General features: G+C 58.9%; 25 protein-coding genes and 1 riboswitch. Of the genes, 6 read left to right on the forward strand and 19 right to left on the reverse strand.

Going from position 1 to position 26,976, the window contains the following annotated elements; genetic code table 11:
* Positions 1-45: 45 nt before the first annotated feature.
* The 5 genes from K328_RS0108460 to K328_RS0108480 form a co-directional block, all read right to left on the reverse strand.
* Positions 46-1,374: an FMN-binding glutamate synthase family protein gene (locus K328_RS0108460; protein ID WP_028465612.1), complete on the reverse strand. Its 1,329-nt coding sequence runs from the start codon at positions 1,372-1,374 to the stop codon at positions 46-48.
* Positions 1,375-1,384: 10 nt separating this feature from the next.
* Entirely contained in the window at positions 1,385-2,071 is a 687-nt protein-coding gene (locus K328_RS26615; protein WP_028465613.1) for a GltB/FmdC/FwdC-like GXGXG domain-containing protein, read from the reverse strand.
* A gap of 3 nt (positions 2,072-2,074) precedes the next feature.
* On the reverse strand, positions 2,075-2,971 hold the full coding sequence (locus K328_RS26620) for a class II glutamine amidotransferase (protein ID WP_028465614.1): 897 nt from the start codon (positions 2,969-2,971) through the stop codon (positions 2,075-2,077).
* A gap of 99 nt (positions 2,972-3,070) precedes the next feature.
* Positions 3,071-3,751, reverse strand: a complete 681-nt coding sequence (locus K328_RS0108475) for a helix-turn-helix domain-containing protein (protein WP_028465615.1) — start codon at positions 3,749-3,751, stop codon at positions 3,071-3,073.
* Positions 3,751-4,698 carry a nucleoside hydrolase gene (locus K328_RS0108480; protein WP_051284653.1) on the reverse strand — a complete coding sequence of 316 codons (948 nt, stop codon included), beginning with the start codon at positions 4,696-4,698 and terminating at the stop codon, positions 3,751-3,753. The genes K328_RS0108475 and K328_RS0108480 overlap by 1 nt, the downstream gene beginning before the upstream one ends.
* A 78-nt stretch (positions 4,699-4,776) precedes the next feature.
* Here K328_RS0108480 and K328_RS0108485 point away from each other — a divergent pair, with 78 nt between their 5' ends.
* From K328_RS0108485 to K328_RS0108495, 3 genes are all read left to right on the forward strand, one after another.
* Positions 4,777-4,986 (forward strand): DUF3126 family protein, encoded by a 210-nt coding sequence (locus K328_RS0108485; protein WP_028465617.1) that lies wholly within the window; start codon positions 4,777-4,779, stop codon positions 4,984-4,986.
* Positions 4,987-5,073: 87 nt separating this feature from the next.
* The gene (locus K328_RS0108490; RefSeq protein WP_028465618.1) at positions 5,074-5,265 is read left to right on the forward strand and encodes a hypothetical protein; all 192 of its coding nucleotides are present in this window, start codon (positions 5,074-5,076) and stop codon (positions 5,263-5,265) included.
* Positions 5,266-5,378: 113 nt separating this feature from the next.
* Positions 5,379-6,491, forward strand: coding sequence for a serine hydrolase (locus K328_RS0108495; protein ID WP_051284654.1), 1,113 nt, complete (start codon positions 5,379-5,381; stop codon positions 6,489-6,491).
* Positions 6,492-6,581: 90 nt separating this feature from the next.
* Here K328_RS0108495 and K328_RS0108500 read toward each other — a convergent pair whose 3' ends face one another.
* The 5 genes from K328_RS0108500 to K328_RS0108520 all read right to left on the reverse strand — a co-directional run bounded on the left by K328_RS0108500 (position 6,582) and on the right by K328_RS0108520 (position 12,996).
* On the reverse strand, positions 6,582-8,723 hold the full coding sequence (locus K328_RS0108500; RefSeq protein ID WP_051284655.1) for a TonB-dependent siderophore receptor: 2,142 nt from the start codon (positions 8,721-8,723) through the stop codon (positions 6,582-6,584).
* Between the two features lie 62 nt (positions 8,724-8,785).
* Positions 8,786-9,670 (reverse strand): helix-turn-helix domain-containing protein, encoded by an 885-nt coding sequence (locus K328_RS0108505; RefSeq protein WP_028465621.1) that lies wholly within the window; start codon positions 9,668-9,670, stop codon positions 8,786-8,788.
* Between the two features lie 207 nt (positions 9,671-9,877).
* Positions 9,878-11,290 (reverse strand): glutamine synthetase family protein, encoded by a 1,413-nt coding sequence (locus K328_RS0108510; protein WP_205620596.1) that lies wholly within the window; start codon positions 11,288-11,290, stop codon positions 9,878-9,880.
* A complete protein-coding gene (locus tag K328_RS0108515) occupies positions 11,287-12,606 on the reverse strand; it encodes a Rieske 2Fe-2S domain-containing protein (RefSeq protein ID WP_028465623.1) in 1,320 nt (439 codons plus the stop codon). Before K328_RS0108515 ends, K328_RS0108510 begins: the two co-directional genes overlap by 4 nt.
* Before the next feature lie 57 nt (positions 12,607-12,663).
* Positions 12,664-12,996 carry a 2Fe-2S iron-sulfur cluster-binding protein gene (locus K328_RS0108520; protein ID WP_028465624.1) on the reverse strand — a complete coding sequence of 111 codons (333 nt, stop codon included), beginning with the start codon at positions 12,994-12,996 and terminating at the stop codon, positions 12,664-12,666.
* A gap of 143 nt (positions 12,997-13,139) precedes the next feature.
* On the opposite strand from K328_RS0108520, the gene K328_RS23110 reads away from it, so the two are divergent.
* A complete protein-coding gene (locus K328_RS23110; RefSeq protein WP_051284656.1) occupies positions 13,140-13,895 on the forward strand; it encodes an IclR family transcriptional regulator in 756 nt (251 codons plus the stop codon).
* A gap of 681 nt (positions 13,896-14,576) precedes the next feature.
* On the opposite strand, the gene K328_RS0108530 is transcribed toward K328_RS23110, so the two are convergent.
* The 5 genes from K328_RS0108530 to K328_RS0108550 all read right to left on the reverse strand — a co-directional run bounded on the left by K328_RS0108530 (position 14,577) and on the right by K328_RS0108550 (position 19,748).
* Positions 14,577-15,350 carry an SDR family NAD(P)-dependent oxidoreductase gene (locus K328_RS0108530; protein WP_028465625.1) on the reverse strand — a complete coding sequence of 258 codons (774 nt, stop codon included), beginning with the start codon at positions 15,348-15,350 and terminating at the stop codon, positions 14,577-14,579.
* Between the two features lie 142 nt (positions 15,351-15,492).
* Entirely contained in the window at positions 15,493-16,425 is a 933-nt protein-coding gene (metA, locus tag K328_RS0108535) for a homoserine O-acetyltransferase MetA (RefSeq protein ID WP_028465626.1), read from the reverse strand.
* A gap of 49 nt (positions 16,426-16,474) precedes the next feature.
* Positions 16,475-16,581: riboswitch (SAM-I-IV-variant riboswitch) on the reverse strand.
* Between the two features lie 72 nt (positions 16,582-16,653).
* Complete coding sequence (locus K328_RS0108540) at positions 16,654-17,601, reverse strand: 1-phosphofructokinase family hexose kinase (RefSeq protein WP_205620597.1); 948 nt, start codon at positions 17,599-17,601, stop codon at positions 16,654-16,656.
* Positions 17,602-17,676: 75 nt separating this feature from the next.
* Positions 17,677-18,519: an intradiol ring-cleavage dioxygenase gene (locus K328_RS0108545; RefSeq protein WP_028465628.1), complete on the reverse strand. Its 843-nt coding sequence runs from the start codon at positions 18,517-18,519 to the stop codon at positions 17,677-17,679.
* Positions 18,516-19,748, reverse strand: coding sequence for a flavin-dependent oxidoreductase (locus tag K328_RS0108550; protein ID WP_028465629.1), 1,233 nt, complete (start codon positions 19,746-19,748; stop codon positions 18,516-18,518). The genes K328_RS0108545 and K328_RS0108550 overlap by 4 nt, the downstream gene beginning before the upstream one ends.
* A 146-nt stretch (positions 19,749-19,894) precedes the next feature.
* Between K328_RS0108550 and K328_RS0108555 the strand changes: the two genes are divergently transcribed.
* Positions 19,895-20,788, forward strand: a complete 894-nt coding sequence (locus K328_RS0108555) for a helix-turn-helix domain-containing protein (RefSeq protein WP_028465630.1) — start codon at positions 19,895-19,897, stop codon at positions 20,786-20,788.
* 263 nt (positions 20,789-21,051) lie between these two features.
* On the opposite strand, the gene K328_RS26625 is transcribed toward K328_RS0108555, so the two are convergent.
* The 3 genes from K328_RS26625 to guaA form a co-directional block, all read right to left on the reverse strand.
* Positions 21,052-21,213, reverse strand: coding sequence for a hypothetical protein (locus tag K328_RS26625; RefSeq protein ID WP_156901204.1), 162 nt, complete (start codon positions 21,211-21,213; stop codon positions 21,052-21,054).
* 311 nt (positions 21,214-21,524) lie between these two features.
* Positions 21,525-22,721 (reverse strand): hypothetical protein, encoded by a 1,197-nt coding sequence (locus tag K328_RS26630; RefSeq protein WP_156901205.1) that lies wholly within the window; start codon positions 22,719-22,721, stop codon positions 21,525-21,527.
* Between the two features lie 188 nt (positions 22,722-22,909).
* Positions 22,910-24,460: a glutamine-hydrolyzing GMP synthase gene (gene guaA, locus K328_RS0108565; RefSeq protein ID WP_028465631.1), complete on the reverse strand. Its 1,551-nt coding sequence runs from the start codon at positions 24,458-24,460 to the stop codon at positions 22,910-22,912.
* Positions 24,461-24,710: 250 nt separating this feature from the next.
* On the opposite strand from guaA, the gene K328_RS0108570 reads away from it, so the two are divergent.
* Complete coding sequence (locus tag K328_RS0108570) at positions 24,711-25,334, forward strand: class I SAM-dependent methyltransferase (protein WP_028465632.1); 624 nt, start codon at positions 24,711-24,713, stop codon at positions 25,332-25,334.
* A gap of 41 nt (positions 25,335-25,375) precedes the next feature.
* Here the strand turns inward: K328_RS0108570 and K328_RS25710 are convergent, their stop codons facing one another.
* On the reverse strand, positions 25,376-26,917 hold the full coding sequence (locus tag K328_RS25710) for a glucosamine inositolphosphorylceramide transferase family protein (RefSeq protein WP_156901206.1): 1,542 nt from the start codon (positions 26,915-26,917) through the stop codon (positions 25,376-25,378).
* Positions 26,918-26,976 lie beyond the last annotated feature (59 nt).

Raw genomic sequence — 26,976 nt, forward strand, 5'->3', positions numbered from 1 at the left:
TGTCTCCGGTAAACGGTGCTGCACACCGCCCTGTCTGTCCCTGTCTTAAAGTCCGGTCTTGCCCGGTATCCAGTCCGTCCCGGCGAGCGGCACCCCCGCCATGGCCGACGCCTCGATGCTCAACGCACAAAGATCTTCCGGCTCAAGATTATGCACATGGTTCTTGCCGCAGGCCCGCGCGATGGTCTGCGCTTCCAGCGTCATCACCTTCAGATAATTCGCCAGCCTGCGCCCGGCCGCAACCGGGTCGACCCGCTTCATCAGCTCCGGGTCCTGGGTAGAGATACCAGCCGGATCGCGGCCCTCGTGCCAGTCATCATAGGCACCGGCAGTCGTGCCGAGGGCCTGGTATTCCTTCTCCCAGCGCGGATCGTTGTCGCCGATGGCAACCAGCGCGGCCGTGCCTATGGAAACCGCATCCGCACCAAGCGCCAGTGCCTTGGCGACGTCGGCGCCGTTCCGCACCCCGCCGGAAATGACCAACTGGACCTTGCGGTGCATGCCGAGATCCTGCAGCGCCTGTACGGCGGGCCGGATGCAGGCAAGCGTCGGCAGACCGACATTCTCGATAAAGACTTCCTGTGTCGCCGCCGTGCCGCCCTGCATACCGTCCAGCACGACCACGTCGGCACCGGACTTCACCGCCAGCGCGGTGTCGTAATAGGGCCGCGCGCCGCCGACTTTCACATAGATCGGCTTTTCCCAGTCGGTGATCTCGCGCAATTCCTGAATCTTGATTTCCAGATCGTCCGGCCCGGTCCAGTCCGGATGACGGCAGGCGGAGCGTTGGTCGATACCCGGCGGCAGGGTGCGCATCTCCGCCACCCGGTCGGAGATTTTCTGGCCCAGCAGCATACCGCCTCCGCCCGGCTTGGCGCCCTGCCCGACCACCACCTCGATGGCGTCGGCCCGGCGCAGATCGTGCGGGTTCATACCATATCGGGACGGCAGGTATTGGTAGACGAGGATCTCGGAATGCCCACGCTCCTCCTCGGTCATGCCGCCATCGCCAGTGGTCGTGGAGGTCCCGGCGAGCGTGGCACCGCGTCCCAATGCCTCCTTGGCGGGACCGGAGAGCGAGCCGAAGCTCATACCCGCGATGGTGATCGGGATCTTCAGCTCGATCGGCTTCTTCGCGTGCCGCGCGCCAAGCACCACATTGGTGCCACATGCCTCCCGATAGCCCTCCAGCGGATAGCGGGAGATCGAGGCACCAAGGAACAGCAGATCGTCGAAATGGGGCACCTTGCGCTTCGCACCGGCACCACGGATGTCGTAGATGCCGGTTGCGGCGGCGCGGCGGATTTCCGACAACGTGTATTCGTCGAAGGTGGCGGACTGGCGCGGCGCGGTCGGGGGATTTTTATAGGTCATCTGTCCGGCCTCAATACGCGTCGACATTGTCGATGTTGAAATGATAGAGCGCGCGGGCGGAGCCATAGCGGGTGAACTCCTCCGGCTTCGCATCCGTGACACCGGCCTTAGCCAGCAGGTCCGCCAGCAGCGCAAGATGCTTCGGCCGCATCTTCTTCTTCACGCAATCGGCGCCAAGACTCTTCACCTCACCACGTACGAACAGCTTCGCTTCATACAGCGAGTCGCCGAGCGCATCGCCGGCATCGCCAAGCACGACGAGGTTTCCGGCCTGCGCCATGAAGGCAGACATGTGGCCAATGTTGCCCTTCACGACGATATCGATGCCCTTCATGGAAATGCCACAGCGCGAGGAGGCATTGCCCTCGATCACCAGCAGGCCGCCATGGCCCGTGGCACCGGCATACTGGCTGGCATCGCCCTTCACCACGACGGTGCCGGACATCATGTTCTCCGCCACACCCGGGCCGACGCTGCCATGCACGGTGACGGTCGCCTCGGCATTCATCCCGGCGCAGTAGTAACCGACACTGCCGTGCACATCGACGCGCACCGGCGCATCGATCCCTACAGCCACGGCATGGGCGCCGCGCGGGTTGATCACTTCGAACTCGGTCTCGTTCGCGCCTGCCCCGACGGCATGGAGCGCCTGGTTCAGGTCCCGCAGGGGAACCGACGCCAGATCAAAGGTCGGCATCGCTCAATGCTCCCAGAAATAGACGGTTGCGGGCTCGGGCTCCCAGACCCGGGCAGTCTCGATACCCGGCAGGTTGACCAGCGCCCGATATTCGGACCCGAAGGCGACATATTCGTCCGTCTCGGCCATCACCGCCGGCTTGCAGGCAATCGGATCGCGCAGCACGCCGAAGCCGGACTTGGTGCCGACGACGAAAGTGTAGAAGCCGTCGAGATCGCTCAACCCGCTTTCCAGCGCCGCGCCCAGATTGCTACCGGTCGCCAGCTTGTGGGAGAGATAGGCGGCGGCAACCTCCGTATCGTTCTCGGTCTCGAAGCTGAGCCCGTTGCGGACCAACTCCCGCCGCAGATTATTGTGGTTGGAGAGCGAGCCGTTATGGACCAGACACTGGTCCGGCCCGGTGGAGAACGGATGCGCGCCGAAGGTCGTCACGGCGGACTCGGTCGCCATTCTCGTATGGCCGATACCGTGCGTGCCGCCCATTGCGCCGATCTTGAAGCGTTCCGCCACGTCCTGCGGCAATCCGACTTCCTTGTAGATCTCGACACTCTCGCCGCTGCCCATCACGGTGACGCCCGGGCGGAGTTCCTTCAGGACTGTCCGCGTCTCATCCAGTTTGGCGACATCAACCGCTATCACGGCATGAGTCGCCCGGACGGACACCGAGACGGCAACGCCCAGCTTCTTAGCAAGCGCAGCCTTGAGGCCTTTGAAGTCCGAGGCGGGATCGGCGGACTGCACCGTGATCTTTCCGGCACCCGCTTCGCTCGGACCATAGATCGCAATACCGGCACTGTCCGGACCGCGATCCGTCATGGTGATCAGCATATCCGACAGAAGCGCGCCGAGCCGTGGCTCCAGCGCCTTGTCCTTCAGGAACAATCCAACGATGCCGCACATGGCCGGCAACCCTCCGTATCAAGTTCTGACGGACGTTAGCAGCCCACCTTCCGAAACTCAATTACGAAGAATAATAGTTTCCCCTAAAGAATAATTTGTTCAATCCTGCGACCCGCGCTGGGGATAGGCAATGATCGAGAGATAGCGGATCGGCCGGGTGATCAGCTCTTCCGGCCCGTGCGGGGCATCCGCATCAAAGAACAGGCTGTCCCCCGGCAGCATCCGGTAGGTCTCGTCCCCATGCCGGTACAGCACCTCGCCCTCCAGCATGTAGATCAGCTCGGTGCCCTGATGCTGGAAGGCGGGGAAGATGTCGGAATCCTCGGTCAGGCTGATCACGTAGGGCTCGACCAGAACGCCGCTGGTATTGCCTTCAAGATAGCCGAGCAGATTGTACTGGTGCCCGGCCCGGGTGCCCCGCCGCTCGACCTGAACCCCCTCGCCCGCTTTCACGAAGACCGCGTTGCGCGGCTCCTCGAACCGTTTGAACAGATCGGTGATCGGCACGCCGAGCGCGCGGGCAACGGCCTGCAGCGTGGTCAGGGACGGAGAGATAGCGCCATTCTCGATCTTCGACAGCATGCCGACCGAAAGACCCGTGGCAGTGGCGAGATCCGCGACGGTGATGCCGAGCGCCTTTCGGAATTCCCGCACTTCACGTCCGATCGCCTGCTCCAGATTGTTTTCCTTCGGCTCCTTGACCGCATGCGGGTCCTGGGCCAGTGCAGGCCTGCCGCTGGCGGTCGCCCCTTTGCCGGCCTTTGGCTTTCCCGAAGACATCAGGAATAACGCGAGAGGCGGTTGAGCAAGCGGGCGAGGAACTCATCCGCATCGACATCCAGCATCACGGTCGCGTTCGGTGTGCCATCACCCGCATCGCGGACGATGCTGCGACCGGCCTCCTCGCCTTCTGTGACGATATCCACACGGCGCGCTTCACCAGAGAACAGTTCCGGCCAGAGCATGTAGCCAACCGTCAGCACGTCATGCAGCGCCGGGTCGTTGTCGGAATCATAGAATGTCAGCATGCCTGCCGTCGTATGGCCGACTGTCGTGTCGAGCGCCCGCAATGCCTCGATCCAGTCCGGTTTCGCCCGCACCTGGTGGGTGACGTTAAGGCCATGCATGACAATCGGCGCCCCGCTCTCGAACACAATATGGGCTGCGTGCGGATCCACATGGAAATTGAACTCAGCATGGGGCGTAACGTTACCGGGTCCGGTTGAGCCGCCCATCACCACGATATTCGAGACTTCCTGAGCGAATTCAGGACGTGCCGCCAAGGCATGCGCGACATTCGTCAGCGGCCCCACCGGCAGCAGCGTGATACCGCCCGGCGCGCCGGAAATCTCTCGGCGCAGCACGTCAGCACCATGTCCCGGCGCAAGGTTAGAGGCTGCATCGGGAAGGTCGCTGCCATCGAGTCCGGTCTTGCCGTGGATCTCATCCGCCGTCTTCAGCGCCTTGATCAGCGGGCGCGGGCAACCGGCATGGATCGGCACCTCACCGCGCCCGGCAAGATCGCGGATACGCCGGGCATTCGCCTCCGTCCGGTGCAGCGGCACATTGCCCGCAACCGTGGTGACAGCCTTGATATCGAGCTCTTCCGGACTGGCGAAAGCGAGCAGCAAAGCCACCGCATCGTCAATTCCCGGATCGCAGTCAATAATGATAGTCTCGCGCTTGGTCATCAGCGGAAGATAGGCGGCGACGGAAAACTGCGGCAAGCTGTTTTACCGGAACGCCTTGAACCATCGGCATGGTTCGGTTATTCCCGTCCGCTCAAACGAACAAGGGGAACACCCGTGCAAAAGAGCGAAATCGAAAAAGTTCAGCGCTACCTGCGCCAGACCTTCGGCAACCACGGCATCAGCATCGAAGGCCGCCCGAATAAAGACGATTCGGCCGAGGTCAGCCTCGATGGGGAATTCATCGGTGTCATCTTCAAGGATGATGAAGAGGGCGATGTTTCCTATGATTTCCATATGACTATCCTGGAAATGGACCTCGACTAAGAAGTCCATTCGCGCGAGCGAAAAACTCCACAAAACCGAAACACAGGATGTGTCATTCTGTTCCACACATGGAACGGAGGATGCGACATGCGTCTGGATGACATTGTTTCGGTAACCTGCACCGATACGGACAAGACCGAGCAAGGCAAGGTGGTCCGTCTCGGCCGCGACCGGGCCGACATCATGATAGGCCCGGCGGTGATCCAGTTCAGGATGACCAAGCCCGGTTTCTATATCGGCAACATGCACGGGCTTGAATTCACCATGAAAGCGGGATGACTCTTCGCTCACGGATGTTCAGGCGTACCCGGCACTTCTCTTCCGCGTCTGCCCTGGCCGGATTTCTACTGCTACTCTCCTCTGACATCCCATCCGTCACCGGCGCGGAAAGCATGACACCAGACGCAACCCTGAGGGCGCTGTTCGAAGCTGAGCAGCTGGACGATGCACGCTTCTCACCAGCTTTTCTCGCTCAGGTCCCTGCCTCAAAAATCGGACAGATTCTTTCCCAGCTGCGTCAGAGCTATGGTGCGCTTGGCACGGTCCAACCGGATGGCGACGGGTACCGGCTTGATTTCGAGGGTGCGGATATCCCCGCCCGGATCGTTCTCGATCAGGAAGGCCGTATCGCCGGTCTCTGGTTCGGCGCTCCGGTGCCGTCTGGATCGATCGAGGAGCATGCGGCAGCCATCACCGGCCTGCCGGGTGTGGTCTCGCTGCTTGTTCTCGAAGACGGGAAGCCGTTGATATCTCATAACGCGGACGCGGCTCTCGCAGTCGGGTCCGCGGCGAAACTCGCGATACTGAAAGCTCTGTCTCTCGCTGTCCGCAATGGCGAGAAGCAATGGTCCGACGTCATGGAACTGCGGCCCGAATGGAAATCCCTGCCCAGCGGATCGCTTCAGGACTGGCCAGACGGCACGCCCCTTACGCTCGGCTCGCTGGCGCATTTCATGATGTCGATCAGCGACAATACCGCGACCGACGCCTTAATCCGTCTGGTCGGGCGGGATGCTGTAGAGGCAGTCTCGCCCCGAAACAGCCCGTTCCTGAACACACGCGAGCTGTTCACCCTGAAGAGTTGGGACCATGCCGCGCTGCGCCTTGAATGGGCGGGTGCGGATGAGGCAGCACGCAGGCTTATTCTGGAGCGGGTCGCGGATATGCCTCTGCCATCCGCCCAGGCACTCGCACCAGAGCCGACCTTTCAAGCCGTCGAGTGGTTCTTCACCGCTACGGAACTTTGCACGTTGCTGGAGGAGACCTCCGCGCTGCCGAGCGGGAGTATCAATCCCGGTCCAGTCGATCCGGGTCAGTGGCGGGACTTCTCCTATAAGGGCGGCTCGGAGACCGGAGTGCTCAATCTGTCCAGTCGGGTTGTCGGGGCGGACGGGATCGTACGCTGCGTGGTCGCCACCTGGAACCATCCCTCGGCTCTCGACGAGAACAGCCTGTTGCTTCCCTATCGCGGCATTCTCACCGCGCTGGCCGGTCGCAGCCAGTAAGCCTTCTCCATAAAGAATAGGCCGGATCAGAAACTGACCCGGCCCATTCCTCAAAGGCATTCTCAAGCCATCATAGTCGATGGCGGGATATCACCAGTTCGCGGTCAGTGTCAGTTTGATCTCCCGGCCTGAGCCGTAGGAGCAGACATATTCCGTCTGACAGCCCGTGACGTAGCGCTTGTCGGCGATGTTCGTCGCCGCGAGGTTCAGAGCCAGGCCCTCGCGAATTTCATACCCGCCATAAAGATCGAAAATCGTCGAGGACTTCACTTTCAGGGTATTGGAGCTGTTCGCGTAGCTTTCGCCCCGGCGCCGGACCCCGGCACCGACGGTCAGGCCGTCGACCAGATCCTGGAACTCATATTCCGCCCGCAGCGCGACTTCGTTCTCCGGCACCAGTGTCGGAGTCTTGCCGATAAGCGAGGCATCCGCATCCTCCGTGACTTCAACGTCGAGCAGCGTTGCCGCACCAGCAACGGACAGACCGTTGCCAAAGCTGTAGGCGCCTTCCAGCTCGAACCCGCGCGACCGTGCTTCGCCGAATTGATCGAAGTTCGGGAACGCACCTGTCACGACATTTTCCTGGTCGATCTGGAACACGGCTGCGGTCACATAGAAGTTGCCGCCATGCGGAGCCCATTTCAGGCCCAGCTCGACCTGCTCGCCGCTCTCCGGCTTCGTCACGCCGTTAGCAGGCGACGTGATCAGCGGGTTGAAGAAAGTCGAATAGGTGACATAGGGCGTCACGCCATTGGAGAATTCATAGGCAACCGCGCCGCGATAGGATGTCTCGCTGTCATTGCGGGAGAAGCCGGCGGCCCCGTCCTGCTCCGTATCGGCGAAATCATGACGCAGGTTGCCGGTAAGGATCCAGCCGTCGCCAAAACGGAGCTGATCCTGGATATAGAGACCGAGCTGCGCCTGGGTGGTGGTTGAGTCCTGATATGGCGGGTTCAGCGTCGGCGTGCCCGGGTTGGACGGGTTGACCACCTGGTTGGTGCCGTAGCCAACGGCCTGCGTCTCGTCGAGCCAGTAATGCCGCGCATCAAGGCCGAACAGCAGGTCGTGGCTGACTTCGCCAGTCTCCACGATGCCGTAATAACGGATATCGGTCTGGGCAGTCCGGACCAGCGTGTCATGTTCGAAAGCCAACATGCTGAGCGTGCCATCTGAGTCGCTCGGTGTAGTCGCGTAACCGGCATATCCGAACGGGTACCAGTAGCGCTCCTCGACACTGGCGACACCGCCCCGGCCGATGCCGGTCAGGGTAAAGCCGTTATCAAAGGTATGCTCGACGATACCGGAGGCCGAGAACTGCTCGCGGGAATACTTGTCCCAGTCGGAGTCGGAGAAGTTCGCATCAGGGTCGATATAGCCGAATTCCACCGTCGGCTGGACCGTGCCGGCATAGGGCAGGAAGGTGCTGCCGTTATGCTGTTCCTCGGCGAGATGCGCATTGGCCAGCAGCGTCACTTCGGTGCCGGAAGTTGTCCTGAACTTGTAGGACGGTGCCAGTGTGCCGCGCAGGCCGGAGTTGAAATCGTCATACATGTCACCGCCCTTGAAGCGGCCGACCACGCGATAAGCCTGCCCGTCGCCGAGCGGATCGCCATAATCGAATGCGACGGAGCCGGCGGGCGCGTCATCGATACCAAGGATCACCTCCCGGACCCGATCGCCCGGACGCTTCGAGACATAGTTCAGGATGCCGCCCGGATTGGAGCCGCCATAAAGCGCCGAGGACGGGCCACGCAACACTTCGATACGCTCAAGAGCATACGGGTCCGTATAGAAGGAGCCGAAGGCAAAGGCCAGGTTCTGTGCGTTATCGAGGAAGATACCGGTTTGGTCAGCCTGGAACCCGCGAACGCGCAGCCAGTCGTAATCATTATCGTCGCCGAACACGTCGCTGGTGACGCCGGCCGTATAGCGCAGCGTTTCGCTGACACGATCCGCGTTGAAGCGTTTCAGATCGTCCTCGCCCAGGATCGACAGCGATTGGGGAACCTCGGTCGCAAAAACGGGAACCTTGGAGCCGGTCACGGTCGGCGGGTTGTTCGTGTCCGCCGCGGAACCGGTCGTATCCTCTTGATTCTCAAGAACGACAATAGGTTTGAGGACCGTTGCGCTGGAGCTGTCCTGCGCAGCGGCAACGCCGCCAAGAGAAAGACTGAGAAGGGCCGGCAAAACAACGAGCCGATAAGAGCCCGTCGGTGAAAATATTCGGATCATGATCTGTCCTCGAACCTGACAAAACTACTGTATGGCGCGCAGCCAGTAGAAACTGATCCTTACTAGTTTTGCAGGGACAGGCTGTCTTGAACGATCGCTCTGCTTTTTGAAGAATTGTATCGCTTGCACCATTGCCCCGGCGGCAAGCCGGTTGAGCGCCGGAAACAACGGCTGAAATGGGCCTGATCGGCAAATCCGGTATCGTGCGCCACCTGGGAGAGATGAGCCCCGTCACTGAGCAGGCGCTGTGCATGCTGTATCCGGGTTTCCATCACCCACTGATGCGGCGGCTGCCCCGCCGTCTCCCTGAAACATTTCGAGAATTGAGAGCGCGACATGCCAGCCACCGCGGCAAGCTCCTCAATGCTCAGCCGTCGGTCGAGACTTTCCATCACATGGTCCAGGACATCGTCGAACCAGGCCGGCGCGGCGTCATGCCTACGACTTTGGGCATTGAGATGGAAAATCTCGTGGATCACGCCGGATGCCAGCGCCTCTCCATATCCGGCCGGCCGCCGGGATTTCCGGCATTCATCCGCCAGAAGTCCGGAGAGCTGCTGCAACTCGATGCTGGCAGAGAGGAAAGCCGCCGACTGCATATCCGCGGATTTTCCGACGATCCGGAAAAGCTGCTCTTGCTCGATATGGATATCGATATGTTCGAGGTAGCCTGCCGTAAGGATCTTGCTGCAAACGGGCAGCCCCGCCGGAATATAACAGGCGCCGCAGACAGTTCCTGATTCCGCACCGCCATGCTCAAGAGCCACGGTCGCGCCGTCAAAAAACACGACGAAGCGGGGGTCTGGGGAGATGTACTCTCCGGTAGCGCCGGACTTCGCCTCGACCTGCCAGTGATCGATGACCATGTGCTCGAACTGCAAGTAATTGACGTCATGGACCGGAACGATGCTCCTGACGGAGGATTTCATGCGCGGCCGATATGACATTTCACATCCTGCGGGTGAAAATAAGAATGATTCGCATTTATTAACTCGTGTGAAGATACTTATGACAGACCAACTGTCAATGAATCCGAGGCGTGCGCACTACAATAATATGCACAGCAAAACGGGTACCCGAGCGCGGGAGGGAATGGATCGAGCGCAATTACTTTCCGGCGCGGTCCAATCTTTCACTCGCGCCAACAATAAAAGCTAGAACAGGGAGAAATATTCCCGCTCTTCCCATTCGGAGACCGTCTGGGCGTAGCGATCCCACTCCGCCTGTTTGATGTGGCTGTAATAGTCCACATATGCGTCGCCGAGCGTTTTCCGGAAAAAGCCGCTCTGCCGAAACAGGGCAATCGCATGCTCCAGGCTTGATGGCAGTTTGTCCGCATCGCTGTCGTAAGGCCGCTCGACCGGCGCCGGTGCTTCAAGTCCGCGCTCGATCCCGTCAAGACCTGCAAGGATCTGTGATGCCATATAGAGATAGGGGTTCGCCGTCGGCTCGCCTACCCGGTTCTCGATCCGGCTGGCCTTGTCCCCCGGCTTCGCAAGAGCGCGGATCATGGCGCCCTTGTTATCCCGGCCCCACTGCACCCGGTCCGGCGCCAGGGTGAAGGGGCGATAGCGCTTGTAGCCATTCACCGTCGGCGTCGACAACAAGCAACTCTCGGCCGCGTGTTCCAGCAGACCCGCAACCCAGTTTCCGCAAAGTGTGGACAGCGCCTCACCTTCTTCAGGCATGAAGAGGTTCTCGGCACTCTTGAGATCTACCAAAGACTGGTGCAAGTGCCAGCCGCTGGCCATCGCATCCTTGAATTTTGGCCGGCACATGAAAGTCGCGTGCAGGCCGGCACGGCGACAGACCTGTTTCACCATGGAGCGGAACAGGATCATGTTGTCCGCATGTTCCATGGCGGGCGCCGGATGGAACGTTACCTCGCACTGGCTCGGCCCGAATTCCGCCTCGAAGGATCGCACGGGCAAGCCGAGCGCCACCGCATTGCGCCGAACCAGATCGAACACCTCTTCCAGCCGGTCGTAACGGTCCTCGGTCAGATACTGATAGCCATGGGAGAGCAACTCGGTCTCCGGCGCCGCTTCCGGCTGGCCGGTATCCCCGTGACCGAGCTTCGGGTCGGTTACTTTCAGGACATGGAACTCGACCTCGAGACCCGTGATCAGGTCGTAGCCCTGCGCGTTCAGCCGTTCGACCGCACTGCGTAGAATGCCGCGTGAGCAGACCTCAAGCGGCGCACCGTCGGTATCCGTAAGATCCGCCTGCATCCAGCCGGAATCTGGCGACCAGGGCAGCACCTTGAAGGTCGCCGGGTCCGGACGCATCAACACATCCGCAGCGCCAGTCAACCGCCCGGCGCCAAACCCGGCATCCTCCTGCCAGACCGGAAACACGGTGCGGTGCGAGGTGTCTTTCAGCAGCAGGGTGGATGTCATGGCGACGCCAGACCGGAAGGCGCTCTCCAGGTCAGCCGCCATCACGGTCTTGCCGCGCAAGATTCCATGCTGGTCGGCAAAGGAAATGCGGACGACCTCCAGCCCCTCTTCCGCTACCCGCGCCAGAACGGCGTCAATGGCGGCCTGATCTACATTCAAGTCACTCACGAGAGTGCCGCGTCCCAAGTGCAAGACGCCCGCCGGCCGGCATCGCGATCGGTCCAGACGGATTCCCATTCCTCGGTCGGCCCGATGGCATCGATGGAGATCGGCCCCTGGATGTCCTTCGCCGTGGCCTCGTCGATCACCAGAGGCAGGTCACCCTCACCCAGCTTGACGCTCTTGATCGCGGCGCGCAGCATGCGCCGGTAGCGGACGATGGCTGCGTCGGAAGAGGCCAGATGTTCACGGGTACGGTCCTGAACCGCGCCCATGGACTCCACCGCCCACTGGTCATGCACATTGATGTCCAGCCCCATGCCCGTATAGGTCAGGGTCTTCTGCTCTTCCGGGTCGTAGCCATACTCGTTCGACTTGTTGCGAAGCGGCGCATAGTCCGGCAGCCGGTGCTCTTTCAGGCGCTGCTCCCGCATCTTTTCCTTGTCGACCGGTGCGCCGAAGCTGGTGAACATCGAGTACCAGTAGCAATGGGTATCATCCACTGGCACATGCCACTGGGTGATGGTCATCTCGTTCGACATCGGAATGGTGATGGCGCAGGGGAAAACCTGATTGGTCACCCGGACATGGCGCTGACCGTTGCCGAGATCGCGCAGTGCGATGATCCGCAACCCGTAATCGGTCTCCTCGACCTTCAGCTCCGGATTGTCGAATTCCCGCAGCACCTTGGTCATCGGCATGTCGCTCTGGGCGGCCTTGTCACGGAACTGCTTGCCGTAGCCATCCGCCGGGTCCTCGTCCTGCAGGAAACGATGCAGGAAGGAAGCATGCGCCGGGTCGATACCGATCTCCAGCGCCTGCAGCCAGTTGCACTCCCAGAGGCCCTTGAAGGCGAAAACATGAGTGTCGGGCGCGCGGAAACAGTCGAGAGCCGGAAAGGCCGGCGGCTCGCCCGGCCCCATATAGGTCCAGATCACACCGTTCTTCTCGACCGCCGGATAGCTGGAAATCTTGATCCGCTCATGCATCCGCGAGCCGTCTGGCTCCGCCGGCTGCTCAGTGCATTGCCCGGTTTGGTCGAAATGCCAGCCATGGAAGGAGCAACGGATGCCGCCGCCCTCAAGCCGCCCGTAGCAGAGATCGACCCCGCGATGTGGGCAGAACCGGCTCATCAGGCCGAGCGTGTTGTCTTCCCGGCGGAACAGCACGAGATCCTCACCCATCAGCCGGACCGGGGCGACCGGGCGCGGGCCGCCAAGCTCGACCGCGAGTGCTGCCGGCATCCAGTAATGCCGCAGCAATTGTCCCGCCGGCTGATCGGCACCGACCAGCGTGATCTCGTCGTTCTTTTCCTGGCTCATCATGGCTGGGAACTCCTCCGCGTCTAAGCGCTTCGACCTGGTATTGCGATATTGATTTCCTCAGTACTGACGATCCGGGATCTGAACCTTGATCCCGTCCATTTCAGCCGTGAGTTTGATCTGGCAAGAAAGACGGCTGGTCGGGCGCACTTCGGCAGCCGCATCCTCCAGCATCACTGTCTCTTCCTCTTCGGCTTCGGGCAAAAGACTGGAGACCGCATCGTCGAAATAGACATGGCAGGTCGCGCACATGCAGCTTCCGCCGCACTCAGCCTCGATCCCCTCGACGTCATTAAAAACAGCAGCCTGCATGACGGACTCGCCCGTCTCCGCCTCAACCGCTTCGACAGACCCATCCGGCCGCACGAAATGAACGGTGATCTTGCTTCCCACTGCATGCCTCTCCTGCCAGTTCCCGCCTAGGATCGGTCGAGGCTGACATATAGATTTGACCGATTATCGAACATTCGGTCTATTATTGATCAAATTCAAAAATACACCGCAAACCGAGGATGCGGTCAAGACCCGGGAGCCCCATGATCGCCGACAAGGATATCTCGCTCACCTTCATGAAGGGCATGGAAGTGCTTGAAGCGTTCGAGCATGCCGCAACCCCTCTCACGATCCCCGAGCTCTCCCGCTCAACCGGCATCAATCGCTCCGTGACGCGACGACTGGTCCTGACACTGGTCCAGCTCGGCTACCTCCTGGAAACAAACCGTGCCTATACACCAAGCCCGCGCGTACTCCGGCTGGCCAGCGGCTATTTAAAGGAGCGGCAATTCGGGCGCACCGTACAGCCGGTGATGGCCGCCTATTCAAAGCGCCTCGGCGATGCGATCTCGCTCGCAGTCAGGGACGGGGCGGACGCGATCTATGTTGCCTATTCACCCGGCGATCCGGCGCTGATCACCTCTGGCTTCAACATCGGCTCGAGACTCCCCCTGACCGCGACTGCGATTGGCCGCGTGCTGCTGGCGTTCAGCGACCCTGCCGAAATTGAAGGCATCCTCGCAGAGCCGTCCGCCGCCTTCACGACAACAACCAAAACAGACCCGAACGATATTCGCACAGACCTTGCTGCGGTTCGCGCACGCGGGTTCGCCCATGTCACGGGGGAATATGAGCCCGGCGTCTCCTCCATCGCGGTCCCGGTCCTGGGGCCGGACACCATGGCAAAAGCCGCTCTCGGCATCGTTGGACCAGCTGCACGCTTCGAGAAGAAGGAGATTTGCGCCGGGAAAGCCGCACTGCTCTCGGAATGCGCGGAAACACTTGGAAGTTTCGTTTAAGGACACTTGCAAACAGCATGGGATGCCAATGCGTAGACACGGCGAGCCGGAGACGAATCTCCGGCCCGCCGCCCTGAGCCGATCCCAAACGGCCGCAGGAAAATAAATCAGACACCCCGACGAGCGCTGTTGCTGAAAAGAGCCCGTTCTATGTCGCAATTTTTAGATGTGTATTCCGAAACTGCTGCAAACCATACATCAGTACTCGATCGCATCGCAAGGGTTTACAAAGAGATCGAGGCGACAGCCATTGACCAGCTTCGTCAGCATTCTTTTTTTCGGCTGGAAACCTGATTTATGACAGAATTTTAGTGTGAATATTAAGACTTCAGGAAACACGTGAGACGATTGAGCTTAAAAAAACAACGCTCGAAAGAACCAGAAAAATTAAACCCTAGATTATTTTATAGTTAAAAAATCAAGTCGCCACCGCTAGAACCCTGAAAGTCGATTGGATTGCAGCCTTAATGAGAAGCGGGTTAGCTGAGAAACGCGGCGCGGCTAAATACCCCACAACTCGATTCGGACAGGAACATCAGGAAACCAGCGTTCTACAAAGCGTCATGAATTGGCAGTGAATAAGACCTGTTTGCAGTCAGAATCTGTCACACCACAGTCAGCACGCAACGTCCAAGATGACGCACTTCCCAACGCCTTGGTAAAAGGCTCAATTCTGTAGCCTCAATAATCTTCCCGCAGTGTCGAGAGCCCGATGCCAGTGGCTTCGAAGCCACCATCGACCGCAAGGTATTGACCGTTGATATAACTCGCCTTGTCGCTTGAGAGGAAAAAGATCGCTTCGGCCAATTCCGTCTCCAGGCCATAACGGTTCATCGGGATGTTGGCGTGATAATCCGCCCGAATTTCCGGTGTATGGACTTTCAGGGCCATCGCCGTGTCCACCGGGCCGGGGCAAACCGCATTAACCCGGATACCTACATTACCGAGCTCGGCCGCCTGCTGCTTGGTCAGATGCAATACCCCTGCCTTGCTGGTGCCATAGGCAACGCGGAGCGTGCTTGCGCGAAAGCCGGAGATGGAGGCGATGTTAACCACAGCCCCGCCACCATTTTTCAACATCACCGGCGCGACGGCGTTGGTGCAGAGAAACGGCCCGTTGAGATTGGTCGCCATGATCTCGGACCATTCCTCGAAACTGGTCTCCAGTACCGGCTTGAAATTCGCAATCCCGGCATTGTTGACCAGCGCATCGATGCGCCCGAATGCGGCCTCGGTCTCCTCGACCGCCCGGCGTACCTGATCCGGATCCGAGACATCGGCAAAAATCGGCATTGCGCCATTGCGGTGACCGATATCTTCCATCGCCTGTGTCAGCGTCTCCCTGTCCCGGTCCAGCAGCGCCACGCGCCAGCCCTCGTCCAGAAACTTGAGTGCCGCTGCCAGGCCGATACCGCGCGCGGCCCCCGTAATGATGGCAACCTTTGAATCTGTCATTTCCTACCCCGTTTTTCGATACTGACGCCTCTTCCTTCTGCGTCTTCAGACTTGCTTGTGCCGGACGTTAGAAGATTGCGGCCCGGACAAAAAGAGATGACCGGCACCCACCATCATTATGCGCAGGCGCCAGTCCGGCGGATCAGGTCTCTTCCACCCCGCTTCCGATCAGCGCCATGTTGAACGGCGTGGTCTGGTAGATCTGGTTGATCCAGTTGGCGAAAAGCAGATGTGCATGACTGCGCCAATGGTTCTTTGGTGCCTGCTCCGGGTCGTTGTCCGGGAAATAATCGTGGGGCAGCGCCGTATCGAGACCACGCTCACGGTCACGGAAATACTCGTCGCTGAGCGAGTCGGAATCATACTCGATGTGATTAAACATGAAGAGCGTGTGTCTGGCCTTGTCCTCAAGCAGGCACGGTCCCTTCTCGGCGGAGTCCATCAAGGTCGTGATGCCAGAATCCTCTGGAATATCGGCTGAGCGGATCTCGGTCCAGCGGGACACCGGTATAGAGAAATCGTCTGAGAAGCCACGCAGGTAAGGCGATGCCGGCGCCATGTTGCGATGCCGGTAAACGCCGAACGCCTTCTGCGGAAGCGCGTGTTTCGGAACCCCGTGAAAGTGATAGAGCGCGGCCTGCGCAGCCCAGCAGATCATAAAACTCGAATGCACATGGGTCCTTGTCCAATCGAAAATCCGGCTGAGCTCCGGCCAATAGGACACGTCCTCATATTCCATCTTCTCGACGGGAGCCCCGGTGATCACAAGCCCGTCGAACTTCTCGTCCTGCACGTCCTCCCATGGCTGATAGAAGGAAATCATGTGCTCCGCGGAGGCGTTACGCGATACATGATCCGTCATCTTGATCAGGGACAGCTCAACCTGCAGCGGTCCGGCGCCGAGCAGACGGGCTATCTGGGTTTCCGTACGGATCTTGTCCGGCATCAGATTCAACAAGCCGATCTTGAGAGGCCGCACATCCTGGCGGATGGCATCCGCCTCGCGCATGACCATGACGCCCTCGGCTTCAAGCGCAGCGAAGGCGGGAAGATCGTTCGGAATCTTGATCGGCATTTAAACGTCCTCTGCTGTTTCGGCGCATCGAGCAGAGCAGACGTTATGGCGAGACCCGATTAGTTGCCGGTTCGGCCACATCTTCCAGAAGCGGAGCGCCACCTTGCCCGGAGAGCAGGTTGGCGTTGAGCGTCGGCTCAACTCTTGATGCAGACTGATATTTAATCGAAGCGGACATGTTTTGCAATTCCGTCGCGGAAATCCGGTCAAAAGCATGTTGCGGGGAAATCACCCTTGCAGCCGTTCCATCCGGACCTGATCCAGTAGCCGCTCCACATCCTCCTTGTGGCAGAGATCGGTTCCGGGTGTCAGAAGCGCTGCCGAGCCGGCCGCAATGGCGTATCTGAACGCCGCCTCCGGCACATCGCCCGACACCAGCCGCCAGACCATCGCGGCAAGGAAGCTGTCCCCTGCGCCCACGGCACTGACGGCTTTGACCGGCACCGCATCCGCGCGCACCCGAAGATCGCGGGTCACCAGGAACGCACCCTCCTCTCCGAGGGTCAGCAAGAGGATTTCCGCCCGGCCATCCTGGACCAGTCCTGTGGCAGCCTCTTCCCAGTCCGCGCGGCACTCAAGCGGCGCACCGGTCAGATCGCGCAATTCCTGCAGATTGGGCTTGGCCATATGGATGCCATGGCGCAGCGCGGCACCCAGGGCTGGCCCCGAACTGTCGACAACAAGCCGGACATCCCGTTCGGCAAGCTTTTCGGCCAGCTGTGCATAAAGATCGTCCGGCGCTCCCGGCGGCAGGCTGCCACTCGCGACGACATAGTGCTGCGGCGTGGCGTGAGCGGCGACGGTGTCTATGCAGGCCTGCCAATCCCCCTGCACAAGAGCTTCGCCGGGGAGAACGAAGCGGTATTGCGCACCGCTGCTCGCCTCCGTTACGGAAAAGCTCTCCCGCGTTTCGGCGGCAACGTCGATGGCCAAACTGTCGACGCCCTGCTCTTGCAGTATATCGCGGAGCTGCTGCCCGAGTGCGCCCCCTGCCGGATAGATCGCGCGGCAGGCAACGCCGAAACGCTCGATCACACGGGCGACATTGATGCCGCCGCCCCCGGAATCGCGGCTGGCATCCCGGCATCGGAGTTTATTGGTTGGAACCACATGATCTGTCACAGCCGAAACGTCGACTGCGGGATTCATGGTCAGAGTGAGTATACCGCCCGTCACGAAAATGCCCCCGGCCCGATCAAGTACGAACTTTACTCCGGCAGCATAGCGCGAGTTCCGGCATGCCGTTCGAATTCACTCGCCAGACGGGTTCAGTACGAAATCAAAGCGTGAGCGCCACGGAACTTCGCCAGCTGTCCGTTCAAATGATGCCAAAAGGCTCTGCTTCACGCCGAAAACCGCATCGGACGACAGATACAGATCTCCCTCAACGAAAGTATGCGTCACCAGCTTCTGATAACCGGGCGCCGTCACCAGAAAATGCATGTGCGCGGGCCGGTAAGGATGTCGCCCCAAAGTATCGAGCATTTTCCCGACGGGACCGTCATCCGGGATTGGATAGGAGACAGGCTTTATACCGACGAAGCTGTAGGCACCGTCCTCACCGGTAATGAAAACACCCCTGTTGTTCCATTTCGGTTGCTGGTCCGGCTGTTGCACATCGTAGAAGCCGTCCGCGTTGTCCGACCAGACATCGAGTTTCGCGCCTTCAACCGGCCGCCCCTCAAGATCGAGGACCTGCCCCTCGAACAGGCATTGCTCCCCTTTGCCGTCGAGACAGATGCTCTCTCCCATCTGCCGCTCCGGTGCACCATCCACATGGAACGGCCCGAAGACCGTACTCTCCGTCGCCCCGGCCGGACGGCGGTTGTTGATCGCGTCGACCAGCATCGAGAAACCGAGCGTGTCGGACAGCAGGATGAACTCCTGCCGTTCTCCGGAACAGAGCTGGCCCGTCCGCGTCAGGAAGTCGATGCCGAACTCCCATTCTTCCTGCGTGAGATCCACTTCCTTTGCGAAAGCATGCAGATGCTTCACCAGACAGCCCATGACCTCTGCAAGCCTGGGACTGATATCCTCTCCCATGCGATCGTTCACCGCGTCGGCGGAGGCTTCTTCCGTAAAATATCGGTTCATTGTCCTTCCCTCCCGGATCCGGATGCCTTCTTGCGAAAGCCTGCAACCTCTCGGTAGCCCGCGGCAACTTCCTCAAGCTCTTCCGCCGAAATCAGATCCTCGATCCTGTCGTTGGGGCCGGTCACCCGTGCGGCAGCGATATCCAGCACCCTCTCCGGCCCCGAGCGGCGGTTGGTCAGAACCAGTTTCGAGGTTACGGGACAACGGAGCTCTTCATAGCCAAGCAGACCGTCCGGGCCCGGCTGCTGAACCAAAACATCCGCGAGAGTACGCGCGTCGATAATCGCCTGGGAGGCGCCGTTGGCGCCGATCGGGTACATCGGATGTGCTGCGTCACCCAGCAAGGTAACCCGCCCAGCAGTCCAGAAATCGACCGGATCGCGGTCGACCATCGGAAACTCGGTTACCTGCTCGGTTGCGTCCATGAGCGCCACGACATTCATGTCCTCCAGTGCAAACTCCCTGAACGCCTCGATGAATTCCCGTGTTCCCTGCCGAGTCCAATCCGCATCCTGAACATGGCGCGGTTGATCGCGGCGCAGCTCTGCCACCCAATTGGTAAGGGCCTTACCCTGCCGACGGGCCTGCTCGCTGATTGGGTAGGTGACGAACTTCACATCATGATCCCCGGCGATCATCATGGTCCGGCCATCGCCGATCATGTCAGTGGCCACCGCCCCGCGCCACATCATCGTTCCCTCGTAATGCAGCGGTCCTTCATCCGGATGTATCTGTGCCCGGATCGCTGAATGCAGACCATCGGCGCCAATCAGCAGGTCGCATTCGGCACTGTCACCGTCAGCGAAATGCACGGTTACCCGTGCCTCGTCCTGTGCAAACCGCGTCACCTTCTTTCCGGTAACCACGGCATTGCTGCCCAGGCGTTCTTTCACGGCCGCCAGCAACAGGAACTGCAACTCACCGCGATGGACAGAATATTGCGGCGCCTCGAAACCCGCCGCCATGTTGCGCGGGTCTGACTGGATCAAATGGCCGTACCTAGTGCGGTATTCGATACAGCGGGTTTGAATGGCGGTAGCGTCCAGCTCCTCCGCCAGCCCCAGCCCGCGCAAAATCGCTGATGCGTGTGGCATGACATTGATGCCGACACCCAAGGGACTTATGTCGTCGACCGCCTCGTAGACTTGGACGGAAAAGCCCCGCTCGTGCAAACAAAGCGCCGCTGTAAGACCGCCGATCCCGGCTCCAGCAATGGCAATGCGTGTCACATTATCCTCCCGCCACTTTTTTCATTATTCAATTTCGGCCAGTCGGCCGCTGCAACAGAGAACCGCATGATTCGATGCGAAGAGCAGTGCGATCAAGCCACTGTCGTGATAATAAATTTCACTATTTCAACATCTCGGACTTCGCCATGACCGACGCGCGTCTCGACCGGCATGAATATGTCCTGGGTGCTCCGTCCGCCCATGTCGGCCTCCTCAATTGCGAGCGGATCGCCGAGCGCCGGCACATCCATAATTGGAAGGTCGCCCCGCACTATCACGACGGGTTGTCGCAGCTCTTTCTGTTCGGTCGCGGGAACATCACAGGTCAGATCGATGATCGTCACTACTCTTTTAAGAGCCCTGCGCTGGTGTGGGCGCCGGCCCTGTGCCGTCACGGCTTCGACTATGAACCGGAGATGCTTGGATGGGTGATTACAATTCCGAGTGCAGATGTCACACGGCTAACAGAGGGAAGAGCCTGGCTCCGGGACCGGATCCAGAAGCCGCAGGTGCTAGAGGGACCGGAACACGTGAAGCTCCTGACTGAAGTCCAGCTTCTGGTCCGCAGAATTGAAGAGGAGCATCGGCGCTACGGCCCGGACCGCAGCCTGGCCCTGGAAGCCCTGTTCCAGCTCCTTTTGCTCAGCGTCTACCGGGGTCTTTCCGACGAACCTGAGGCTGCCCCGGCCAGAACCGACCGGCGACAGATTCTGGTCCAACGATTTCAGGAACTGCTGGACCAGCACATACAAGCCGTCAGGTCGGTCGCAACATTCGCCGCCATGATGGCCGTCACTCCGACCCATCTTTCCCGCACCGTGAAGGACGTGACCGGATGCACCGCGGGCGAAATCATTCAGGACAGGATGCTGCTGGAAGCCAAGCGCCAGTTGGTCTTCAGCGATCACCCGATCGCCGAAATTGCATATGCACTGGACTTCTCTTCACCGTCCTACTTTTCCCGCTTCTTCACGGCACGGACCGGCGAGACGCCGGCACGCTTCCGCCGCCGTGTACGCTCTATCTCGGAGGCACCGTAGCGGCAGGTTGTGTATCGGCACAACCTTGTCGGTCTTGGCGGAAACATCGACTGTGGGGTTTATGGTAAGGGTAAAGACTGCCATGAAATCATAAACTTGACGAAATTGAACACTGTCGACTCATCCATATCAATTATCGCCAAATAAAATTTCCAAAAGAAAAACTCATTCACACACCGCCACATAACAAACACACAACAAAAACCTGCCACTTAGAGCACATCGCCGAATTAAAATTCGACGATGTGCTTGGACTATATGTATTACAATCTTACAGGCGAGACTTCACGAAATATTCGACCGAACTTTAGATCCGCAATCCTGCCTTGATTGATACGATAGTCCGATGCGATCTCGTGATACTTGTCGCCGCGAAGAATACGCGCCTTGATGACGGCAATTTCCGCCAAAGAGAGATGTTTCATTCCAGGCTCCTTATTCAGATTTCAAGCGGACGTCCTGTGGATCAGATGTCAGCACAAACGGTGTGGGACAAGCGATGAAAAACGCTAACGGGCAGTGCTCTATGTTATTTCCCAATAAGTTAACGCCAAATCCAGAGCGTCCTTGGACAATTTCGACATGATTTGCGACCTGATTTTCTATGAATTCGGCAGCACGGCATCCTCCTCAACAATGAACATCAGCGGATGGCCATCCGGGAGTTGTTATCTCAGTAAGCGCCAAATAGCTTAAGCGATGGAATTAGCAGAAAACAGATGGTCTACCATATGAATCAATTGCTTAAGTCTCTCTTTGTGACAATCTTGGACAATTTTGCCGCAATTCGAAGACTTTCATTGGGATCAGGCCAAGTGAGGAATGGATACCGCTGCCGATATCTAGTTACGCACTGCTTCAATGAGAGCCTCGGAAGCTCCAACTCGGACAGAAGCGAAAACCATGCACGATCGATATTTGATACGGGCTCATGCGGGAATACTGGGCTGGGAAAGAAAAAGTCTGAATGCAGCCCTTCTTCTTCGGCCTCGTCAGCCGCTCTCTTGAGACAGGCGAATTCAGGGCCGTCTATTCTCGACCAACGATAGTACCAGCTAGATCGTTCGGATGCAGAATATGGGTACCAGCGGTTCTCGATGATTTGCGACCAGCGCCCACTCATAATTCTCGTGATTGGCGCCCAAAAGTGAAAACACAGTTCGATACAGGTCGAGGCGCGCCAATCAAGGCAAAGCTCCCTCGCCCCTTTTATGATTTCCAGAAAGTTCTCCTTTGTGAAATCATCAAGTACCGATGGTAAAGGTTGCGTCCGAAGACCATACCGCCTTCCTCCTGGAAAAACCTTACCTATTGAAGGCCCTCCAACCTCGTGAACATTCCAAAGCACAACGTTCAATAAGGATCTGAGATTACGTAAATTTCCGTTCGATATCGTTGATTTCTCAATGAGTTCGGTAAGGCGGCCATCTGAAAGCTCACCAAGTGTTACGTCTCGGATCTTTACTTGACTATCGAACTTATCAAACGCGTGCCTGAGGCGGTCGGCATATTCTTCGGTCCACCCCCGGGCACGACGACTTCTTTCGTCAAGAATAATTTCACACAATTCACCCAAAGATTTCTTCTCGATATAGCGACGCGTCTTAGCCCTCATCGAGCTGTATTCAACTTCCGCCAGTCGAATCTCTTCTTCACTGGGAAGCCGTCCCTTTAGACGTCCAATCTCTACTTTTGCCCACTCACGCGCAGGTTCGAGAAATGCGGATAGCATAATGCTACCGCTTGGGCTCATGTACCGTTCTGAGAAATACCATGATCGGAGTGGGTTACTCAGATAGTCTTTAAATGGGTCATAGGTCTTTCTGACTGAACGCCCGTGAGCATCAGTCACTCGAATTGCGAAAGCGACACCGCTGGAGTTTGATGTTTTCCACAAACGCAGCCCAAAGCCGCGAACCAAGGTGTCAGCCACCCATAGCTCGCCTGAGTCTGGAGGCGATATCGAATCTATAAAGTCTTTAGTGAGCAGTCTTCGACAAACCATCTAATGACTAGAATCCCGCAAAACACCAAATCGAGTCAACGATTCTTGGGCAAAGTCTAGTCTAGGCTGAAGCCGCTCAGCTTAGAATTCGGATCAAAGCAACAGCGTACCGTCGCTCACTCCCACTCAATCGTCCCCGGAGGCTTCGAGGTGATGTCGTAGGTCACCCGGTTGATGCCTTTGCACTCATTGATGATGCGGGTGGAGACCCGGCTGAGGAAGTCGTGGTCGAAATGGTAATAGTCCGCCGTCATGCCGTCGGTCGAGGTGACGGCGCGCAGGGCGCAGGCGAAATCGTAGGTCCGGCCGTCGCCCATCACGCCGACGGTGCGGACCGGCAGCAGCACGGCAAAAGCCTGCCAGATGGCGTCGTACAGGCCCGCATTGCGGATCTCTTCCAGATAGACCGCGTCGGCCTTGCGCAGGATCTCCAGCTTCTCGCGGGTGATATCGCTGCCGGGGATACGGATTGCCAAGCCCGGCCCCGGGAACGGATGGCGACCGACCAGGCTGTCCGGCAGGCCCAGCTCGCGGCCGAGATCGCGGACCTCGTCCTTGAACAGCTCACGCAGCGGTTCGACCAGCTTCAGGTTCATCCGCTCCGGCAGTCCGCCGACATTGTGGTGGCTCTTGATGGTGACGCTCGGGCCGCCGATGAAGGAGACGCTCTCAATCACGTCAGGATAGAGCGTACCCTGGGCCAGGAACGCGGCGCCCTCGATCTTGTTCGCCTCTTCCTGGAACACATCGATGAAGAGCGAGCCGATGGTCTTGCGTTTCTTTTCCGGGTCGGTCTCGCCTTCCAGCGCGCCGAGGAACAGATCGCTCGCATCCTTGTGGATCAGCGGAATGTTGTAATTGTCGCCGAACAGCCGCACGACCTCTTCCGCCTCGCCCTGGCGCAGCATGCCGTGATCGACGAAGACGCAGGTGAGCTGGTCGCCGATGGCCTCGTGGATCAGGACGGCAGCGACGGAGCTGTCGACCCCGCCGGACAGACCGCAGATGACCTTGCCATCACCGACCTGATCGCGGATCTGCTGGATCGCCTGATCCTTGAAGGAGGCCATGGTCCAGTCGCCGGCACAGCCCGCGACCTTGTGCACGAAGTTGGAGAGCAGCGCGGCGCCGTGCGGCGTGTGCACCACTTCGGGATGGAACATGGTGGCGTAATAGCGGCGCTCATCATCTGCAACGACGGCAAACGGTGCGCCCTCGCTGGAAGCGACGACCCGGAAGCCCTCCGGAAGCTCGATCACCCGATCGCCATGGCTCATCCAGACCTGCTCGCTGGCGCCGATATCCCAGACCCCGTCGAACAGGATGCAATTGTCCTTCACGTCAACGAAGGCGCGCCCGAACTCTCGATGGTCGGAGGTTTCGACCCGTCCGCCGAGCTGATGGCACATGGTCTGCTGGCCGTAGCAGATACCCAGCACCGGAAGCCCGGAATCGAAAACGAGCTGGGGTGCTCTGGGGGTTTCCTCGGCGACCACGGAGGCCGGTCCACCCGACAATATGTAGGCCTTGGCCCCGAACGCCTCGATCTTCTCGACCGGTGTGTTGAAGGGCATGATTTCGCAATAGACACCAGCTTCGCGGACACGGCGCGCGATCAGCTGTGTGACCTGACTGCCGAAATCGAGAATGAGGATACGATCGGTCATCGGGCACCATTTGGTTCGGCGGGAATGAAGCGCAGGAAACTACCCGATGCATTGCACTGCGGCAAGGCCGGCGAACAAACCCTGGCTCCCCACTTCAACGCGCGCTTAAAACTTTGGGATGCAAACTTGCAGCAATGATCAAGCATTGCATCAATCTCCCCAGAAAAAGACAAAAATCATTTGTCCGCACTAACGTTATGAGTTTTTCTCGCTCCGAAATACGCTCAGAGAGAGAAGCTCGGTAAACGACATGACTCAACAGGCAGCACCGGAATTTACGACGGATTGGTTTGAAATCTCGAAACCACGCTGGGAAGCCCTGATCCCTCGCGCAAATCCATCCAAAGTCCTAGAAATCGGATCCTACGAAGGCGCAAGCGCCTGCTTCGTTATCGAGAAACTCGGCGACCGGAAACCCATCGAGGTTCATTGTGTCGATACTTGGGAAGGCAGCATCGAGACAACAGAGCGCGACATGTCCGCCGTTGAGCGGCGTTTCGACCAGAACATCGCAATCGCGATGGAAAACGTCGCCCATGACGTGAAGCTGGTGAAGCACAAAGGTATGTCAGACCAGATACTGCCCCGCCTCCTCACGGAGGGATATGCCGGCTATTTCGACTTCGTCTATATCGACGGCTCTCACCAGGCACCTGATGTTCTGTGCGATGCAGTGCTCGGGTTCAGGCTTTGCAAACCCGGCGGCTACATAGTGTTCGACGACTATCTCTGGACTGACAGATCGGCCACGGAACATGACGCATTGCGCACGCCCAAACTGGCCATCGATGCCTTCACGAATATCTACGGCAAAAAAATAAGAATTATTCCGGCGGTGCTCTATCAAGTCTACCTGGAAAAACTGTCGGACTGAGAAATCGCACGCCTGCTCGACGATCCAGAAAAACAGCCCACTCAGCGGTCTGTTCGCTCAACCCGGGCAAGATCGAAGACCGTCACGCCCTTGGAGTGAGAAAGGCTGTGAGTGCCGACGAGCCCCCGGAAAAACCGGGGCGGGATGGTGCAGATCTCGCTCTCGCGGAAACGCTCTTCATTCAATGTATCGATCCGGGCGATCCCCATGCACTGGCCATAGGCATCGAAGCCCTGAACCTGGAACACACGGAACAGGCCCTCCTCATCGACAAGGAACCCGCCGTTACGGGCCCGGCGGCTGTCGAAGACCACCGGATTGCGAGGGTGCGGAACCCAGTTCTCGGAATCGAATGCATCGGCATGAAAAACGTGAAGCTCGGAATCATGATCGCCGATCCCCGCGCTATCGATATTCGTCAGCATCCACCATTTGCCGTTGTGCCTGAAAATACTGGTATCGGCCGCACTCACATCCCGCATGATCACTTTGTGAAGCTGCCAATTATTGGGGAAGTCCACTGATTTATAGAGCCGGATTTCCCCGGCCTCATGCGTCTCCGGGCACATGTAAAGTCCGCCTTCCGCCTCAAACAGATAGGGGTATGAAAGGTGGAAATCTTCCTCCAGTGCGCACCCCAGATCGTCATACCCGCCCTCTCGCAGCCCCAGGACCGAGATCTTCCCTCTCCCGCGCGCATAGTCGTAATCCTCAACGAAGCAGAAATGTGCGCCATCCCGGAAGACGGCAAAAGGATCAGCCAGAAACCGGCCCGGGGGATTTTTGACCGTTACGGCTCGCCGGAGAACCGCGTCCCTCCAGCCCCCGCCGAACAGGTAAGAGACACTCCATCGTTGCGACTGCCGGCGTATCCGGCGGACGACCTTGCCTGACAGATGAAAGGCTGTTCGCCCCATATAAGCCAGTTGTTGAGCGATCGTGGGAGTTCGATAGAGCGGATAGGCGTAGGGCACCTTCGGGTAGGCTTCCGGCAAACTGCCCGACCTGCCCACGCCTTCCAGCAGCCGGTGCAGGAAGATGTTGGCTTTCCTGTAGAGCTTAGCCTGATTGAAGGCATAGAACGGCGCCGTCCCGATCTGCCCTTTGAAGAGGACATCTCCGCCGTCGAGCTCGGCCGACAGTTTCTGGATAACAAATCCGGTAGAGGGCTCGCGATGAAACACCTCCCAAAAGCCGGCAGGGCTGCCACGGTAGGTATCGTTATCCCCGTGATGAAACGAGAGAATGCCAAAGGGACAGACAGTGAGGATCTCTCCCCTCAATATGCCGCTCCCGCCGCGGATCAGAACATCGATATTTCGTTCGCGGATCGCCTCAACGTCACTCTCCTGGTAGCGGTAAACCAGCCCGCTGCCGGAAACCTCCGGCGTGACATGGAGCCTTTCCAGACCGATTTCATTCAGAGACTGGCGGTCGAAGAAACCTGACAAGATCGATGACGCGCGGCTGTTGCCGAGAGCAGACGATGCGAGGCTCGCGAGCCACCATTCAGCCCGCTGCAGCAAAGCGATCAATGCTTTTTCGGCAAGATTTTTTACGCCTCGTCTTTTGATGAAGTTCAATATTCTCCGAACTTTAGAGACCTCATCCGTCCGAAACGTTCTTTGAACAATCAGAAGAC

The organism is Nisaea denitrificans DSM 18348 (assembly GCF_000426505.1).
In the GTDB taxonomy this organism is placed as follows: domain Bacteria; phylum Pseudomonadota; class Alphaproteobacteria; order Thalassobaculales; family Thalassobaculaceae; genus Nisaea; species Nisaea denitrificans.

Excerpts from the sequence above, each read along its gene's own strand:
- K328_RS0108460 (WP_028465612.1), bottom strand. The coding sequence starts at position 1,374 with ATGACCTATAAAAATCCCCCGACCGCGCCGCGCCAGTCCGCCACCTTC.
- K328_RS26615 (WP_028465613.1), bottom strand. The coding sequence starts at position 2,071 with ATGCCGACCTTTGATCTGGCGTCGGTTCCCCTGCGGGACCTGAACCAG.
- K328_RS26620 (WP_028465614.1), bottom strand. The coding sequence starts at position 2,971 with ATGTGCGGCATCGTTGGATTGTTCCTGAAGGACAAGGCGCTGGAGCCA.
- K328_RS0108475 (WP_028465615.1), bottom strand. The coding sequence starts at position 3,751 with ATGTCTTCGGGAAAGCCAAAGGCCGGCAAAGGGGCGACCGCCAGCGGC.
- K328_RS0108490 (WP_028465618.1), top strand. The coding sequence starts at position 5,074 with ATGCGTCTGGATGACATTGTTTCGGTAACCTGCACCGATACGGACAAG.
- K328_RS0108495 (WP_051284654.1), top strand. The coding sequence starts at position 5,379 with ATGACACCAGACGCAACCCTGAGGGCGCTGTTCGAAGCTGAGCAGCTG.
- K328_RS0108500 (WP_051284655.1), bottom strand. The coding sequence starts at position 8,723 with ATGATCCGAATATTTTCACCGACGGGCTCTTATCGGCTCGTTGTTTTG.
- K328_RS0108505 (WP_028465621.1), bottom strand. The coding sequence starts at position 9,670 with ATGTCATATCGGCCGCGCATGAAATCCTCCGTCAGGAGCATCGTTCCG.
- K328_RS0108515 (WP_028465623.1), bottom strand. The coding sequence starts at position 12,606 with ATGATGAGCCAGGAAAAGAACGACGAGATCACGCTGGTCGGTGCCGAT.
- K328_RS23110 (WP_051284656.1), top strand. The coding sequence starts at position 13,140 with ATGATCGCCGACAAGGATATCTCGCTCACCTTCATGAAGGGCATGGAA.
- K328_RS0108530 (WP_028465625.1), bottom strand. The coding sequence starts at position 15,350 with ATGACAGATTCAAAGGTTGCCATCATTACGGGGGCCGCGCGCGGTATC.
- metA (WP_028465626.1), bottom strand. The coding sequence starts at position 16,425 with ATGCCGATCAAGATTCCGAACGATCTTCCCGCCTTCGCTGCGCTTGAA.
- K328_RS0108545 (WP_028465628.1), bottom strand. The coding sequence starts at position 18,519 with ATGAACCGATATTTTACGGAAGAAGCCTCCGCCGACGCGGTGAACGAT.
- K328_RS0108555 (WP_028465630.1), top strand. The coding sequence starts at position 19,895 with ATGACCGACGCGCGTCTCGACCGGCATGAATATGTCCTGGGTGCTCCG.
- K328_RS26625 (WP_156901204.1), bottom strand. The coding sequence starts at position 21,213 with ATGAAACATCTCTCTTTGGCGGAAATTGCCGTCATCAAGGCGCGTATT.
- guaA (WP_028465631.1), bottom strand. The coding sequence starts at position 24,460 with ATGACCGATCGTATCCTCATTCTCGATTTCGGCAGTCAGGTCACACAG.
- K328_RS0108570 (WP_028465632.1), top strand. The coding sequence starts at position 24,711 with ATGACTCAACAGGCAGCACCGGAATTTACGACGGATTGGTTTGAAATC.